16 protein-coding genes are annotated in these 15,858 nt (G+C 71.5%); 9 read left to right on the forward strand and 7 right to left on the reverse strand.

Annotated features, from left to right (window positions below; genetic code table 11):
- Positions 1-57: 57 nt before the first annotated feature.
- The 4 genes from tilS (at position 58) to folE (ending at position 4,754) form a co-directional block, all read left to right on the forward strand.
- Entirely contained in the window at positions 58-1,140 is a 1,083-nt protein-coding gene (gene tilS / locus ACZ6C6_RS20230; RefSeq protein WP_469204606.1) for a tRNA lysidine(34) synthetase TilS, read from the forward strand.
- A gap of 101 nt (positions 1,141-1,241) precedes the next feature.
- On the forward strand, positions 1,242-1,781 hold the full coding sequence (hpt, locus tag ACZ6C6_RS20235) for a hypoxanthine phosphoribosyltransferase (protein ID WP_037777945.1): 540 nt from the start codon (positions 1,242-1,244) through the stop codon (positions 1,779-1,781).
- Positions 1,782-1,974: 193 nt separating this feature from the next.
- Entirely contained in the window at positions 1,975-3,999 is a 2,025-nt protein-coding gene (ftsH, locus tag ACZ6C6_RS20240; RefSeq protein WP_469204608.1) for an ATP-dependent zinc metalloprotease FtsH, read from the forward strand.
- A gap of 149 nt (positions 4,000-4,148) precedes the next feature.
- On the forward strand, positions 4,149-4,754 hold the full coding sequence (gene folE / locus ACZ6C6_RS20245; RefSeq protein WP_073864155.1) for a GTP cyclohydrolase I FolE: 606 nt from the start codon (positions 4,149-4,151) through the stop codon (positions 4,752-4,754).
- 36 nt (positions 4,755-4,790) lie between these two features.
- Here the strand turns inward: folE and ACZ6C6_RS20250 are convergent, their stop codons facing one another.
- From ACZ6C6_RS20250 to ACZ6C6_RS20275, 6 genes are all read right to left on the reverse strand, one after another.
- Positions 4,791-5,276 (reverse strand): DUF3180 domain-containing protein, encoded by a 486-nt coding sequence (locus tag ACZ6C6_RS20250; RefSeq protein WP_469204612.1) that lies wholly within the window; start codon positions 5,274-5,276, stop codon positions 4,791-4,793.
- Between the two features lie 57 nt (positions 5,277-5,333).
- Positions 5,334-5,945 carry a 2-amino-4-hydroxy-6-hydroxymethyldihydropteridine diphosphokinase gene (gene folK, locus ACZ6C6_RS20255; protein ID WP_073966344.1) on the reverse strand — a complete coding sequence of 204 codons (612 nt, stop codon included), beginning with the start codon at positions 5,943-5,945 and terminating at the stop codon, positions 5,334-5,336.
- Positions 5,942-6,301, reverse strand: a complete 360-nt coding sequence (gene folB, locus ACZ6C6_RS20260; RefSeq protein ID WP_073966343.1) for a dihydroneopterin aldolase — start codon at positions 6,299-6,301, stop codon at positions 5,942-5,944. Before folB ends, folK begins: the two co-directional genes overlap by 4 nt.
- A 211-nt stretch (positions 6,302-6,512) precedes the next feature.
- Positions 6,513-7,016 (reverse strand): nuclear transport factor 2 family protein, encoded by a 504-nt coding sequence (locus tag ACZ6C6_RS20265; protein WP_469204615.1) that lies wholly within the window; start codon positions 7,014-7,016, stop codon positions 6,513-6,515.
- On the reverse strand, positions 7,013-7,867 hold the full coding sequence (gene folP, locus ACZ6C6_RS20270; RefSeq protein ID WP_469204618.1) for a dihydropteroate synthase: 855 nt from the start codon (positions 7,865-7,867) through the stop codon (positions 7,013-7,015). Before folP ends, ACZ6C6_RS20265 begins: the two co-directional genes overlap by 4 nt.
- Before the next feature lie 30 nt (positions 7,868-7,897).
- Positions 7,898-9,727, reverse strand: coding sequence for a phosphatidylglycerol lysyltransferase domain-containing protein (locus tag ACZ6C6_RS20275; protein WP_469204620.1), 1,830 nt, complete (start codon positions 9,725-9,727; stop codon positions 7,898-7,900).
- Between the two features lie 139 nt (positions 9,728-9,866).
- Between ACZ6C6_RS20275 and ACZ6C6_RS20280 the strand changes: the two genes are divergently transcribed.
- Complete coding sequence (locus ACZ6C6_RS20280; RefSeq protein WP_469204622.1) at positions 9,867-10,988, forward strand: alpha/beta hydrolase; 1,122 nt, start codon at positions 9,867-9,869, stop codon at positions 10,986-10,988.
- 18 nt (positions 10,989-11,006) lie between these two features.
- Here ACZ6C6_RS20280 and ACZ6C6_RS20285 read toward each other — a convergent pair whose 3' ends face one another.
- A complete protein-coding gene (locus ACZ6C6_RS20285; protein ID WP_469204624.1) occupies positions 11,007-12,185 on the reverse strand; it encodes a betaine/proline/choline family ABC transporter ATP-binding protein in 1,179 nt (392 codons plus the stop codon).
- A 131-nt stretch (positions 12,186-12,316) separates the two neighbouring features.
- Between ACZ6C6_RS20285 and ACZ6C6_RS20290 the strand changes: the two genes are divergently transcribed.
- The 4 genes from ACZ6C6_RS20290 (at position 12,317) to ACZ6C6_RS20305 (ending at position 15,840) form a co-directional block, all read left to right on the forward strand.
- Positions 12,317-13,024, forward strand: coding sequence for an ABC transporter permease (locus ACZ6C6_RS20290; protein WP_469204627.1), 708 nt, complete (start codon positions 12,317-12,319; stop codon positions 13,022-13,024).
- Between the two features lies 1 nt (position 13,025).
- Positions 13,026-13,700 carry an ABC transporter permease gene (locus ACZ6C6_RS20295; RefSeq protein WP_469204629.1) on the forward strand — a complete coding sequence of 225 codons (675 nt, stop codon included), beginning with the start codon at positions 13,026-13,028 and terminating at the stop codon, positions 13,698-13,700.
- A gap of 83 nt (positions 13,701-13,783) precedes the next feature.
- Positions 13,784-14,761, forward strand: coding sequence for an ABC transporter substrate-binding protein (locus ACZ6C6_RS20300; protein WP_469204631.1), 978 nt, complete (start codon positions 13,784-13,786; stop codon positions 14,759-14,761).
- A 218-nt stretch (positions 14,762-14,979) separates the two neighbouring features.
- The gene (locus ACZ6C6_RS20305) at positions 14,980-15,840 is read left to right on the forward strand and encodes a hypothetical protein (RefSeq protein ID WP_469204700.1); all 861 of its coding nucleotides are present in this window, start codon (positions 14,980-14,982) and stop codon (positions 15,838-15,840) included.
- Positions 15,841-15,858: the final 18 nt, after the last annotated feature.

A 15,858-nucleotide genomic window follows, 5' to 3' on the forward strand; every position in this document is an offset into this window, starting at 1 on the left:
CCTTCCCGTCCCGGCACTCCGAGACACCCCTGAAGAACCTCACGAAGGGCACCGGACATGGGTCCCCATCCTGCGGTCGCGGCGATACGCCTGGCGGTCCGCCGCGTACTCCACGACGTCATCGCCGAACACGCCGAACAGACCGAACGCGCCGGGCACGCCCCGCACCCCGAGCTCGCCCGGGCCGGTGCGGGCAGCCGCCTCGGCACGCTCCCCGACCGCCCCGGCACCCCCCTGGTGCTCGTGGCCTGCTCCGGCGGCGCCGACTCCATGGCGCTCGCCTCCGCCCTCGCCTTCGAGGTCCGCAAACTCCCCGTCCGGGCCGGCGGCATCACCGTCGACCACGGCCTCCAGGACGGCTCCGACACCCGCGCCGCCGAGGTCGCCGCCCGGCTCACCGCCATGGACCTCGGACCCGTCGAGGCCGTCGCCGTCCACGTCGGCCGCGACGGCGGACCGGAGGCCGCCGCCCGCGACGCCCGCTATGCCGCGCTCGACGCCGCCGCCGAACGCCACGGCGCCGCCGCCGTCCTCCTCGGCCACACCCGCGACGACCAGGCCGAGACCGTCCTGCTGGGCCTCGCCCGCGGCTCCGGCATCCGCTCCCTGTCCGGCATGGCCGCCTCCTCCGGCCCAGCGGGCCGCTACCGCCGGCCCTTCCTCCAGCTCGACCGCCAGACCGCCCGTACCGCCTGCCTCGCCCAGTCCCTGCCCGTCTGGGACGACCCCCACAACATCGACCCCGCCTACACCCGCTCCCGGCTGCGCCACGAGGGCCTGCCCGCCCTGGAGAAGGCCCTCGGCAAGGGGGTGGTCGAAGCCCTCGCCCGTACGGCCCAGCTCTCCCGTGACGACGCGGACGCGCTCGACACCTGGGCCGCCGCCGCCGACCGTGACGTACGCGACGACGCGGGCCGCCTCGAGTGCGCCAAGCTGTACGCGCTGCCCCCCGCCGTACGGCGCCGGGTGCTGCGCCGGGCCGCCATAGAGGCGGGTTCCCCGGCCGGTTCGCTCTTCGCCCGGCACATCGAGGAAGTCGACCGCCTGGTCACGGGCTGGCGCGGCCAGCAGGCCATCAACCTCCCCGGCCGCGTCGAAGCCCTGCGGCAGGGTGGCAGACTGGTCATCCGGCAGAGCTGACGCACGAGCGGCTGACACGCAGGGCGAGCGGCCGCGCAGGCCCGGGGCTCCACCCCCGGACCCGGCAGGCACAGAAAGAGACGCGGGTGAACGAGAAGGACATGGGCACCGACCTCCAGTCGGTGCTCCTCACCAAGGAAGAGATCGACGCGAAGCTCGTGGAGCTGGCCGCGAAGATCGACGCGGAGTACGCCGGCAAGGACCTGCTCCTCGTCGGCGTCCTCAAGGGCGCCGTCATGGTCATGGCGGACCTGGCGCGCGCGCTGTCCACCCCCGTCACCATGGACTGGATGGCCGTCTCCTCGTACGGCGCGGGCACCCAGTCCTCCGGTGTCGTCCGGATCCTCAAGGACCTGGACACCGACATCAAGGGCAAGCACGTCCTGATCGTCGAGGACATCATCGACTCCGGCCTGACGCTGTCCTGGCTGATGTCGAACCTGGGCTCGCGCGAGCCCGCCTCGCTGGAGATCTGCACCCTCCTGCGCAAGCCGGACGCGGCCAAGGTCGCGCTCGACTGCAAGTGGGTCGGCTTCGACATTCCCAACGAGTTCGTCGTCGGCTACGGCCTCGACTACGCGGAGAAGTACCGCAACCTCCCCTTCGTCGGGACCCTCGCCCCGCACGTATACGGAGGCTGAGGGCCCGCGGACCCGCAGCAGGGCCCGCCGGGAACCCTCACGGGCCGCCCGCCGTTGAGCCTTCGAGGCGCGATTGCCGGACGTCCGAGGCGGACGCCGGTGACCATGCTGGGGTACCGTCCGAAGAACAGTCTTTACTCACAGCAGCATTTACCTACGGGCAGGAGGGACGGGGCGTCTTCGCCTCGTATGGATGGACGTGAAGCGATACTTCCGTGGGCCGGTCATGTGGATCGTGCTGGCCGTCCTCGCCGTGGTCGTGTTGATGAATGTCGTCGGCTCGGGCGGCGGCTACAAGACGGTGGACACCGGACAGGTGATCCAGGCGATCAGCAAGAACCAGGTGGACCAGGCCAAGCTCACCACCGGTGACGATCACATCATCAAGATCGAACTGAAGGACGGTCAGAAGCTGTCCGGCGAGTCCGGCAGCAAGTTCCAGGCGAGCTACATCGGCAACCAGGGCGTCCAGCTCGCCGACATGCTCCAGAAGAAGTACGAGAGCGGCGACATCAAGGACGGGTACACCGTCTCGCCCTCGAAGCAGTCCCCGTTCGTCTCGATCCTCTTCTCGCTGCTGCCGTTCGTCCTCATCGTGGTCGTCTTCCTGTTCCTGATGAATCAGATGCAGGGCGGCGGCTCCAAGGTCATGCAGTTCGGCAAGTCCAAGGCCAAGCTGATCACCAAGGACACCCCGAAGACGACGTTCGCCGACGTGGCGGGCTCGGACGAGGCGGTCGAGGAGCTCCACGAGATCAAGGAGTTCCTCCAGGAGCCGGCCAAGTTCCAGGCCGTCGGCGCCAAGATCCCCAAGGGTGTCCTGCTCTACGGGCCTCCCGGTACGGGCAAGACCCTGCTCGCGCGCGCCGTCGCGGGCGAGGCGGGCGTCCCGTTCTACTCGATCTCCGGCTCCGACTTCGTGGAGATGTTCGTCGGTGTCGGCGCCTCCCGCGTCCGCGACCTCTTCGAGCAGGCCAAGGCGAACGCCCCGGCGATCGTCTTCGTGGACGAGATCGACGCCGTCGGCCGCCACCGCGGCGCCGGCATGGGCGGCGGTCACGACGAGCGCGAGCAGACGCTCAACCAGCTGCTCGTGGAGATGGACGGCTTCGACGTGAAGGGCGGCGTCATCCTGATCGCCGCCACGAACCGCCCGGACATCCTCGACCCGGCGCTGCTGCGCCCGGGCCGCTTCGACCGGCAGATCGCGGTCGACCGGCCGGACATGCAGGGCCGCCTGGAGATCCTGAAGGTCCACCAGAAGGGCAAGCCGGTCGCCCCGGACGTCGACCTCGGCGCCGTCGCCCGCCGCACGCCCGGCTTCACCGGTGCCGACCTGTCGAACGTGCTGAACGAGGCCGCGCTCCTTACGGCGCGCAGCAACCAGAAGCTCATCGACAACGCGATGCTGGACGAGGCCATCGACCGCGTCGTGGCGGGCCCGCAGAAGCGGACCCGGATCATGTCCGAGAAGGAGAAGAAGATCACCGCGTACCACGAGGGCGGACACGCCCTGGTCGCGGCGGCTTCCCCCCAGTCGGACCCGGTCCACAAGATCACGATCCTCTCCCGCGGCCGCGCCCTCGGTTACACGATGGTGCTCCCGGAGGAGGACAAGTACTCCACGACGCGCAACGAGATGCTCGACCAGCTCGCGTACATGCTGGGCGGGCGCGCGGCCGAGGAGCTGGTCTTCCACGACCCGACCACCGGCGCCGCGAACGACATCGAGAAGGCCACGGCGACGGCCCGCGCGATGGTGACGCAGTACGGCATGACCGAGCGGCTCGGCGCGATCAAGTTCGGCGGCGACAACACCGAACCGTTCGTGGGCCGCGAGATGGGCCACCAGCGCGACTACTCGGAAGAGGTCGCCGCGCTGGTGGACGAAGAGGTCAAGAAGCTCATCGAGACCGCGCACAACGACGCGTGGGAGATCCTCGTAGAGAATCGCGACGTGCTGGACACCCTGGTGCTCCGCCTCCTGGAGAAGGAGACCCTGGGCAAGGAGGAGATCGCCGAGATCTTCGCTCCGATCGTCAAGCGCCCGGCCCGCCCCGCGTGGACCGGCTCCGCCCGCCGCACCCCGTCGACCCGCCCGCCGGTCCTCTCCCCGAAGGAGCTCGCCCTCACCAACGGCGCGAGCACGGCCGCCGCCCCGGTCACGGACACCGTCCCGGGCGCGGAGACCCTCCCCGAGGAGCGTCCCGAGAGCTAGTCACCGACCTGGTGTGGCCCCCGTCACGGGGTTCCCACCAGGCCCGGAATGGATGCCGCGTCCCCCAGGTTCTAGCCTGTTGGGGGCGCGGCTTTTCCGTACACCTGCGCGGATGCCCCCGCAGTGACAGCTCAAGGAACGAGGCACACATGACCGACCCGGTGACGCTGGACCCCCAGGGGCCGATCGGCGAGTTCGACGAGAAGCGTGCCGAGGCCGCCGTCCGGGAGCTGCTGCTGGCCGTGGGAGAGGACCCCGACCGCGAGGGCCTGAAGGAGACGCCGGGGCGGGTGGCGCGGGCGTACAAGGAGATATTCGCCGGCCTGTACCAGCAGCCCGAGGACGTTCTGACGACCACGTTCGACCTGGGCCACGACGAGATGGTGCTCGTCAAGGACATCGAAGTGTTCAGTACGTGTGAACACCACCTGGTGCCGTTCCGGGGGGTCGCGCACGTCGGGTACATCCCGGCCACCAGCGGCAAGATCACCGGCCTGTCGAAGCTGGCCCGGCTGGTCGACGTCTACGCCCGTCGGCCGCAGGTGCAGGAGCGGCTGACCACGCAGATCGCCGAGTCCCTGATGGAGATCCTGGAACCGCGGGGCGTCATCGTCGTCATCGAGTGCGAGCACATGTGCATGTCGATGCGCGGCATCCGCAAGCCCGGGGCGAAGACGCTGACCTCCGCGGTCCGCGGGCAGCTGCGCGACCCCGCGACGCGCGCCGAGGCCATGAGCCTCATCATGGCGCGCTGATCCCGGCGCGCTGACGAGCCGGACCCGGCACCGGCCCTACGCCGTCGCCGCGTCCGGCTTGTTGTCGTCCTTGTCGTCCGGGAGCTTGCAGACGTGTTCCAGGAAGAGGGCGGCGGCGATGACCGCGATGCCGGCGAGGACCGCGAAGGCGGCGTAGATGGCCTGGTCGCGACGGGGCGGGTTGTCCAGGGAGCCGAGCAGGAAGACGGCCGTGCCGCCGTACATGCCGGAGACCAGGGCGACGACCAGGGCGCTCGCCTGGGCGAAGACCAGGGCGCGGGCGGCCATCAGGGGCTCGACGCCCTTGGCACCGGGACGGCGTTCGCGCTGGGCGCGCAGGCGGGCGCGGATGGACAGCGCCGTGGCCAGCAGGACGACGGCGATCAGCGCGAGGACGATGGGCGCGAAGAGCGGCACGCTCGGCAGCGTGCCCAGGGAGTCCCAGAGGCGGGCGGCGCCCCAGGAAAGGACTCCGGCGGCGGCGAAGAGGCCGGCCAGGACTCCGAGCCGTAGTTGCTTCACCCCGTGAGCCGCCCTTCGCGCCTGTGTCCGTCGTGCTGTGTTCTGTGAGCCTAACGACTACTCGGGCAGCCGGAGTTCCAGGTCGGCCCGGGGGAGCACGCCGTCGCGCCCGACACCGGTCAGCAGATCGGCGACCGGGCCCGCGCCGGGCAGCTGGGCCTCGGGGTCCACGTCGTGCCAGGGGGCGAGGACGAAGGCGCGCTCGCGGGCCCGGGGGTGGGGGAGGGTGAGCACGGGGTCGTCGGAGACCACATCCGCGTACGAGACGATGTCGACGTCGATGGTGCGCGGGCCCCAGCGCTCCTCGCGGACCCGTTCGAAGGCTTCCTCGATGGCCTGGCCGCGCTCCAGGAGCGAGGACGGGGGCAGCGTCGTCTTCACGACGATCACCGCGTTGAAGTACGACGGCTGGGAGCCCGGGTCGACGCCCCAGGGCTCCGTCTCGTACACCGGGGAGACCGCCTTGACCCGGAGCCCGGGCGTGTCCTCCAGGGCGTCGATGGCGCCCTGGAGCGTCTCCAGGCGGTTGCCCAGGTTGGCGCCGAGCGAGAGCACGGCGAGTTTCGGGTTGGAGAGGGTGATGTCCGCCGCGTCCACCTGCTCGACCACGGAGGCGGGCACCGGCTGTACGGTCGGGTCGCTCTGCCCTTCGGTGGAAAATGCAGTCATGCTCGGCTCCGGGTGATGGTGATGGTGACGTCGTCGAACGGGACGGTGATGGGCGCGTCCGGCTTGTGCACCACGACCTCCACCTCCTCGACGCCGTCGTGCTTGAGGCACTGCTGGGCGATGCGCTCGGCGAGCGTCTCGATCAGGTCGACCGGCTCGCCCTGGACCACCGCGACGACCTCTTCCGCGACCACGCCGTAGTGCACGGTCTTCGTCAGGTCGTCGGTGGCTGCCGCGGGGCGGGTGTCGAGGCCGAGCACCAGGTCCACGATGAACGTCTGTCCCTCTTCCCGTTCCCGGGGGAAGACGCCATGGTGCCCGCGGGCCTTGAGGCCGCGCAGCGCGACACGATCCACGCGAATCACTCCTGCTGTCGTTGGTCCGGGGGGCACGGGGCCGCGTGCGGGCGGCCGGGTGCCCGATTTCGAATCTACCTGCGAGCACCGACAGCCCTCCCCCTTGGGGGCCGGGCCTGCGGGCACGGAACAGATAGCCGCTGATACCCCGATGCCGGCGGTTCCAATCACCCCAGGTCGGCTTTCGTGCCCGGAAGTGGCCCGGACCGGCTCAGGACGCGGGGTCTTCGTCCTCTTCCTCACCGGTTTCGGCCAGTACGGGCGACCCGTGGTGCGACCAGAGCTTCCAGCCGTCCGGAGTGCGGCGGAACACATTCGTGGCGACGACGAGCTGCCCGACGAGCGGGCCGAGCGAGGCGCCCTCCTCGGCGGGACCGCCGCTGAGGATGTTCTCGGTGCACGTCACCAGCGCGGTGTCGGCGGTCATGGAGACGCCGACGTCGGTCAGGAAGAACTGGATGTACTCGGTGTTGGCCATGATCAGCGCGTAACTGCGCAGCACCTCGCGCCGCCCGCTGAGCACCGGCCACCCGGGGTGGACGCAGGAGACCGTCAGCTCCTCGTCCGGCAGCCAGGCCGACGTCAGCGCGTCCAGGTCGCCGCGCTCCACGGCCTCGTAGTACGCGGTGTTGGCCTGCTCGACGGCGGCGATGTCGGCGGCGGCGTCCGCGTGCTCGCCGCCCGGCCCGGCCACCTCGTCGCCCGGCCCGGTCACGCGGCTCCCTCGATGGCGCGGGCGACCCGGACGGCGTCGGCGGTGGCCCGGACCTCGTGGACGCGGACCGCCCAGGCGCCGGCCCGGGCGGAGAGGGCGGAGACGGCGGCCGTGGCGGCGTCGCGCTCGCGGGCGGGCGGCGGGGCGCCGCCCTCGCGGGCCAGGACGTGGCCCAGGAACCGCTTGCGGGACGCCGCGACCAGCAGGGGGCGGCCGAGGGGGCGCAGCGCGTCCAGACCGGCCAGCAGCGCCAGGTCGTGCTGGGCGTCCTTGGCGAAGCCGAGCCCGGGGTCGATCACCAGGCGTTCCGGGGCGATGCCGCCGGCCACCACCGCGTCCATCCGGGCGCGCAGCTCGTCGGTGACCTCGGCGACCACGTCCCCGTACACCGCCCGGCTGTTCATCGACTCGCTGAAGCCCCGCCAGTGCATGACGACGAACGGCGCGCCGGCGGCGGCGACCACGGGGACCATGTCCGGGTCGGCCTGGCCGCCGCTGACGTCGTTGACCAGGACCGCGCCGGCGGCGATCGCCTGCTCGGCGACGCGGGCGCGCATGGTGTCGACGGAGACCGTGACGCCTTCCGAGGCCAGGCCCCGGACGACCGGGATCACCCGGCGCAGCTCCTCGGACTCGTCCACCCGGCTGGCGCCGGGGCGGGTGGACTCGCCGCCGACGTCCACGAGGTCGGCGCCCTCGGCGACCAGGTCGAGGCCGTGCTTGACCGCCCGCGTGGTGTCGAACCAGCGGCCCCCGTCGGAGAAGGAGTCGGGGGTCACGTTGACGACCCCCATGACCGCGCAGCGGTCCCACTCCGGCAGACCCTGGACCGTCCCGCGCAACGTACTCATATGACCAGCGTAGGCCCGTACGGGACGGCGCTATGCCGTGCGGGCGTCCTGCTCGCCCGCCTGGGGCCGCGCGTGGGCGCAGGGGCGGCGCGGGGCCGACCGGAGGGGGCGGGGGAGTGCCAGGTGCACGAAGCCCTCGGCCTGCATCGCGGCGAAGGAGATGCGGGGCAGGTCGCGGGCGGTGCGGTAGACCACGAAACGGGGCTCCCAGCGCGGCCGGAACTTGGCGTTGAACTTGTACAGCGACTCGATCTGGAACCAGCGCGAGAGGAAGATCAGCAGCCCGCACCAGACCCGCAGGACGGGCCCCGCGCCCAGCTTCTCGCCCCGGGCGAGCGCCGAGCGGAACATCGCGAAGTTCAGCGAGACGCGGCTGATGCCGAGCCGGGGCGCGGCCTGGAGGGACGCGACGATCAGCAGCTCGTTCATGCCGGGGTCGGCGGAGCGGTCGCGGCGCATGAGGTCGAGGGACATGCCGTCGGTGCCCCAGGGCACGAAGTGGAGCACGGCCTTCAGGTCGCCGTACGGGGAGTCGGCGGTCTGCTCGTCCGCCTTGTGGGCGGTGGCGACGAAGCAGTCCCGGTCGGCGGTGTCACCGATCCGGCCGAGCGCCATGGAGAAACCGCGTTCGGTGTCGGTGCCGCGCCAGTCGGCGGCGGCCCGGCGGATGCGGGCGAGCTCGGCCTCGCCGATGTCGGCCACGCGCCGGACGCGGGTCTCGTAGCCGTTCCGCTCAATGCGCTTCACCATCTGGCGTACGTTGCGCATCGCCCGCCCGGCGAGGGAGAAATCCGCGACGTCGACCACCGCCTCGTCGCCCAGTTCCAGGGCGGTGAGTCCGGTCTCGCGGGTCCAGACCTCGCCGCCGGTCTCGCCGCACCCCATGACGGCGGGGGTCCAGGAGTGCGCCCGGGCCTCGTCCATGAAGCGTTCGATGGCGCCGGGCCACGCCTCCACGTCACCGATCGGGTCGCCGCTGGCGAGCATCACGCCGGAGACCACGCGGTAGCAGACGGCGGCCTTGCCGCTGGGCGAGAACACGACGGCCTTGTCGCGGCGGAGCGCGAAGTGGCCGAGGGAGTCGCGTCCGCCGTGCCGCTCCAGCAGGGCGCGCAGCCGGGCCTCGTCGTCCTCGGTGAGCCGGGCGGCCGGGTGCTCGGGGCGGAAGGCCAGGTAGATGGTGGTGACGGCGGTCAGCAGGCCGAGGGCGCCGAGCGAGCAGCCGACGGTCCAGGAGGTGTCCCCGGAGTAGTCGACGGGCCCTTCGAAGCCGACCAGGCCGTACAGCACGTGCTGGAGGCGGTCGGCGATGCTCGGGCTGCCGACCATGCGGCGGGGATGGACGCTGACGATGACGAGGCCGAGGCCGAGCGACCCCGCTCCGAGCAGCACGAAGTTGGCCAGGGCCCGCCACCGGCTGCGCGGGTCGGGCAGGGCGGCGAACTCGCTCCGGTGGCGTACGAGCAGGTAGCACAGCGTCAGCGAGACCAGGGCACCGAGAATCGAGTGCCGGTAGCTGAACTGGGCCAGCGCGCCCGCCGGGAGCAGGACGACCGCCGCCCGCCAGGCCCGCCGCTTGTGGCGTTTGAGGCCGTGGGCCAGGAGCAGCAGCAGGACTCCGGCGCTGAGCGAGAGTGCGGCGGCGAACGGGCCGAGGGCCCCGGGAAGGACCTCGGCCAGACTGTGCATGCGGCTGTGCCGGAACCGCGGGAAGACCCCGGCGGCGACGTCGATCAGTCCGACGGCGGTGCAGGCGGTGCCGACGAGCGCGGGCACGGCCTCCGGCCGGGGGCCGCGCAGATACGTGCGTGCGCGAACCGGAACCGATCCTGATTTATCCCCATCTAGCGTGACAGACATCGCTTCCCGTGGTTCCGCGAGAGATTTCCTGGAGTCCGGCGGCCGGAGCCCTGCGGACGATGTGCGACCTCTAGGACGATCCTTCCGGACCGTGGGTTCACCGCTGCCCGGAAATTTCCTGACAGAAAGTTCACCGGTCATGGGCCTTACGGGCAAGCCGCTGCTGATCCTCGCGATCGCACTGGCCGTCGTGCTGTTCACCGTCACCGTCTGGTGCTGGCCGAGGCTCGCCCGGCGCAGTGCGCCCGCGGTGCTCGGCCGGGTGGGCATGCTGCTCGCGACCCAGGTGGCGGTGTTCGCCACGGTCGGCCTGCTGGCCAACAACAGCTTCCTCTTCTACGGCTCCTGGGCCGACCTGTTCGGCCGCAAGCAGGAGCTGGGTGTGGTCACCGACCACGCCGCCGGGACGCTGGCCGCGAAGAACATCGTCCGGGTGGGCTCACAGCGGCCGGACGTGCCGGGCGGATCGCTGCCGAGGGTGGCCGGCCGGATCGACAAGGTCGTGATCGCGGGGAAGCGCTCGGGCATCGAGAGCGCCGCGTACGTGTATCTGCCGCCGGAGTACTTCCAGCCGGCCTTCGCGCGGCGGAAGTTCCCGGCGGTGGTGGTGCTGACCGGTTACCCGGGCACCTCGGAGAACCTCATCAAGGGGCTGCGCTATCCGCGTACGGCACACGAACGGGTGAAGGCCGGACGGGCGCAGCCGATGATCCTGGTGATGCTGCGTCCGACCGTGGCGCCGCCCCGGGACACCGAGTGCGTGGACATAAAGGGCGGTCCGAAGACGGAGACGTTCTTCGCGGACGACGTGCCGCGAGCGGTGTCGGCCGGCTACCGCGTCGGCAAGCGGGCCCGCAACTGGGGCATCATCGGCAACTCGACGGGCGGCTACTGCGCGTTGAAGATCGGGCTGCACCACCCGGGCCGGTACGCCGCGAGCGCGGGGCTCTCCGCGTACTACAAGGCCGCGGAGGACCCGACGACCGGCGACCTCTTCCACGGTGACGAGGCGGCGCGGCGCCGGGCGGACCTGCTGTGGACGCTGGACAACCGGCCGCAGCCGGACTCCTCGTTCCTGGTGACGACCTCGCGCCAGGGCGAGGCGAACTACGCCGGCACGCGGAAGTTCGTGGCCAAGGTGAAGCAGCCGGCGCAGGTCTCCTCGATCGTGCTGGACAGCGGCGGCCACAACTTCAACACGTGGCGCCGGGAGATCCCGGCCGCGCTGGAGTGGCTGAGCAGCCGGCTGAGCGAGAGCTGAGCGTACGGCCCGGCCCTCTCAGAGGCCCGCCGCCCCCGCCACGCTCTCGACCTCGACCTCCGCGCGGGGCACCGCGCGGCCGTCCGCGCCGACCGACCGGCGGAGCGCCTCGTGCAGCCGGGCCGGGGTGAGCACGCCCAGGAAGCGGCCCTCGCCCGCCTCGTCGATGACGGCGATCCAGCCGGCGTCGTGCTGGAGCATGGTGGCGAAGGCCTGTTTGAGCGGGGCGCCGAGCGGAAGCCACGCCTCCATGCGGCGGGCGTGGTCGCGGACGGTGCCCTTGGCGCCGGTGCGCGCGTCGTCGGCGGGGATCCAGCCGTGCAGGTGCTCGTCCCCGTCCAGGACGACGGCCCAGCGGGCGCCCTCCGCGCGGAGGCGTTCGGTCGCGGTGGACAGCGGGTCGTCCAGGTGGACGACGGGCGGGCGGTCGAGGTCGCTCTCCTCGACGGGGGTGACCGAGAGCCGCTTGAGGCCCCGGTCGGCGCCCACGAAGTCCGCGACATAGGCGTTGGCGGGGGCGCCGAGGACGGTGGCGGGGGTGTCGAACTGCTCGATCGAGCCCTGCCCGTAAACGGCGATGCGGTCGCCGAGCCGGACCGCTTCCTCGATGTCGTGGGTGACGAACAGGACGGTTTTGCGGACCTGTTCCTGCAGCTTCAGGAATTCGTTCTGAAGGTGCTCGCGGACCACGGGGTCGACCGCGCCGAACGGCTCGTCCATCAGCAGGACGGGCGGATCGGCGGCCAGCGCCCGTGCGACGCCGACTCGTTGGCGCTGTCCGCCGGAGAGCTGTTCGGGATAGCGGTCGCCATAAACGGAAGGATCGAGTCCGACAAGGTCGAGGAGTTCCGCGGCGCGGGCGCGGCCCTTTTGGCGTTTCCAGCCGAGGAGATGGGGAACGGTGGCGGTGTTCTCCAGGACCGTCTTGTGCGGGAAGAGGCCCACTTGCTGGATCACATAGCCGATGCGGCGGCGCAGTTGGACGGGGTCGATGGCGGATATGTCGTCCCCGTCGAGGAATATCCGGCCCTCGGTCGGTTCGATCAGCCGGTTCACCATCTTCATGGTGGTCGTCTTGCCGCATCCCGACGGTCCGACGAGCGTGACCAGTTCACCCTCGGCGACCTCGAAGGAAAGGCCGTCGACGGCGGTGGTGCCGTCCGCATACCGCTTGGTGACGTGCTCGAAACGGATCATGGTTCCCCATTGTCGCGGGTGTTCTGTGAAGGACATGTTGCTGGAACACAACGGCTCCGGCGATTGTCAGTGGTCGAGGATAGGCTCGCCGGACATCAGTACGAGAAGGCGAACGGGAGGTGGGGGGACGGATGGCCGGACAGAACTGCCTGGTGACGAACGACTGGATCTGCGGGGAGTATCTCCGTTCCCGCAGCCAGGAGTTGACGGACGCCACCGTCCAGCACATCTGGATCACCGCCGTCTCGGTCGCGATCGGTGTCGCCGTCGCCTTCCCGCTGGCGCTCCTCGCACGCCGGGGCCGCGGATTCGCCGGACCGGTCCTCGGGCTGACGACGGTCCTCTACACGGTGCCGTCGCTCGCGATGTTCTCGCTCCTGCTGCCCCTCTTCGGGCTCTCCGCCGCCCTGGTGGTCACGGGGCTCGTGCTGTATTCGCTGACCATCCTCGTGCGCAACATCCTGGCGGGCCTGGAAGCGGTGCCCGAGGAGGCGAAGGAGGCCGCGCACGGCATGGGCTACGGGCCGCTCCGCCTGCTGTGGGAGGTGGAGCTGCCGCTCGCGCTGCCCGCGCTGATGGCGGGGATACGGATCGCCACGGTGTCCACGATCGCGCTGACCACGGTCGGCTCCATCGTCGGCCGGGGCGGCCTGGGCAATCTCATCGAGGACGCGCTGCCGAGCTTCTTCAAGGCCCAGGTGCTGGCCGCCTCGGTGCTCTGCGTGCTGCTCGCGGTCGTCGCGGACCTGATGCTGCTCGGGGTGCAGCGGCTGCTGACGCCCTGGACGCGCCTGCGTGCCGCGGCGGCGCCCGGACGGGCGAAGGCGGAGGCGGTCTGACATGGGAGTTCTCGGGGACGCCTGGACCTGGCTCACCACCGGTGCCAACTGGTCGGGGGAGAGCGGTGCCGCCCACCGGCTGAGCGAGCACCTGTACGTCAGCGGGGTCGCGCTCGCCCTGGCCTGCGCCGTGGCCCTGCCCCTCGCGCTGTACCTGGGCCACATCAGGAAGGGCGGCGCCCTCGCGGTCAACCTGGCCAACGTGGGGCGCGCGGTGCCCGTCTTCGCGGTGCTGGCCCTCTTCATGGTCTCGCCCCTGCGCAACGCGGGGTACATACCGACGATCATCGCCCTGGTGCTGTTCGCCGTGCCGCCGCTGCTGACCAACGCCTACGTGGGCATGACCGAGGTGGACCGCTCGGTGGCGGAGGCGGCGCGCGGGATGGGCATGTCGGGCGGTCAGCTCTTCCTGCGCGTCGAGCTGCCCCTCGCGTACCCGCTGATCATGACCGGGCTGCGGTCGGCCGCCGTCCAGGTCGTGGCCACGGCGACCATCGCGGCCATGGTCGGGCAGGGCGGCCTCGGCCGGATCATCACCGCCGGTTTCAACACGTACGACACCGCGCAGGTGGTGGCGGGGGCCCTGCTGGTCGCCGTGCTCGCCCTGCTCGTGGAAGCGGTCCTGGTGGCCGTCGACCGCCTGCTGTCCCCGCTGCGCCGCCGCCGGCCGGCCTGAGCCCCGGCCCACCCGACTCGTCACACCTGTCGCACATCCACCACTTGTCGCATACGGCCTCGCCGCCGTGGACGGAGAAGAACATGACCAGGACCTCACGCGTGGCCGGCGCCGTCATCGGCATCCTCGCGCTGGCGGGCTCGCTCGCCGCGTGCGGCGGCGACAGCCTGGAGGAGGACAAGGGCGCCCCGGCCGGGGGCCAGGACTCCGGCAAGAAGGGCTCGCTCGTCGTCGGCGCCGCCGCCTTCACCGAGTCCAAGGTGCTCGCCGAGCTGTACGCGCAGATCCTCGGGGACGCCGGGTACAGCACCTCGGTCACCACCGTGAAGAACCGCGAACTGTACGAACCCTCCCTGGAGAAGGGCGAGATCGACGTCGTACCGGAATACGCGGCGACGATCGCCGAATTCCTCAACGCGAAGGTGAACGGGGCGAAGAAGGCCGAGGCGGATCCGGTCGCCTCGGGCGACGCCGCCGCCACCGTCGCCGCCCTGAAGAAGCTCGCCGAGCCGCGCGGACTGAAGATCCTTCCGGCGGGGAAGGCCGTCGACCAGAACGCGTTCGCGGTGACCAAGGAATTCGCCGGCAAGCACAAGCTGAAGACCCTTTCCGATCTCGGCGCCGCGAAGATCGGCGTCAAGGTCGCGGCGGGCGACGAGTGCGAGGTGCGGCCCTTCTGCGCACCCGGACTCAAGAAGACGTACGGCATCGACGTCACCGGAATCGACCCCAAGGGCGTCGGCACCCCGCAGTCCAAGCAGGCGGTGAAGGACGGCAAGGACCAGCTCGTCCTGACCACCACCACCGACGCCGTCCTCGACACCTATGACCTGGTGTTCCTGGACGACGACAAGAAGCTCCAGAACGCGGACAACGTCCTGCCCGTCCTGAACGCGAAGGACGCGGGCGACCCGGAGATAGCCGACGCGCTCGGCAAGCTCACCGGCGCACTCACCACCGAGGACCTCGCGCAACTGAACCGCAAGGTCGACGCGGAGCGCGCCAAGCCGGCGGATGTGGCCCGTGAATACCTCCAGTCGAAGGGCCTGATCAAGAAGTAACGGGGCGCCCGGAGAACGGGCAGCGGGAGCCGCCGGGTAACTTGCCGGGCACAGATTGCCGGGCGGCTCCCCAAGTACGCCGCGCACACGGTAAATTTCGGGCCATGCCCCGTGGACGCCATCGCCATTCGCCGCCACTGCACAGAATCCTTCCGCCCTCGGCCGTCGCCGGAGCGTCGGTGGCCTGTGCGGCGGGAGCCTGGCTGCTGACCGAACCCATGGTCCTGCGCGCGCTGGTCGCGGCCGCGGCGGCGGCCGCCGTCACCGGCGCCGTCCTCATGCGCGGCTGGGACCGCGAGGCGGGCCGTCGTGTCGCCGAGCTGACGCGCGCCCGCGCGAGCGACGAGTGGCGCGCCGAGGAGCGCGCGGCGGAGCTCGAAGCGGATCTGGAGGAGGCGCGGGAGATCCGCGCCCGCCTGGAGACCAAGCTGCGCCGCAAGCGCGTCGAACTGGCCGGGCTCCGGGGCGAACACGCCGCCCTGCTGCGGCGGTACGCCAACGCGGAGACCGAGCGCGCCAGCGTCCTGGAGAGCCGGCGGCAGCTCGCGATCGAGGCGTCCGCGCCCGCCCGCGCCCTGCCGCCCGCCCGCTCCACGCCCACCCCGGACTCCTACGCGCGCGCCGCCCGGGCGCTGGCCGACCTCCCGCGCAACGCGGCGCTCCAGAAGGCCCGCCGGATCGCCGAACAGGCGCAGCGGGATCGCGCGGAGCGCGCCCGGGAGGAGGAGCAGGCGCAGGCCGCCCTGCCCGCCACCCGGCCCGCCGTCCAGCCGCCCGCCATGCGCCCGGTCCCGGCCGCCAGCGCGGTCGTCCCGTACGCGGCGTCCCGCCGCCATCCGGTGCCGCAGGGCAGCTTCGACTTCTTCGGTACGCAGAAGGCCGTGCCCGCCGCCGCCGAACGCGCCGCCATCGAGTCCGTGCAGAACGAGGACCTGGCCGACGTGGTGGGCGCGGAGGTCCTGGCGGCGCACCGCCCGGACGCGCCGGAGGACCGCGCCGTCGGCAAGGTCATCGACCTCACCGCGCACGACGAGACGGAGCAGCTGGACGTCGCGGAGCTGCGCAGCGCGATCTCGTAACGCGCCGGCGTCCGCCGG

The sequence above is a fragment of the Streptomyces sp. NPDC041814 genome (genome assembly GCF_055590565.1).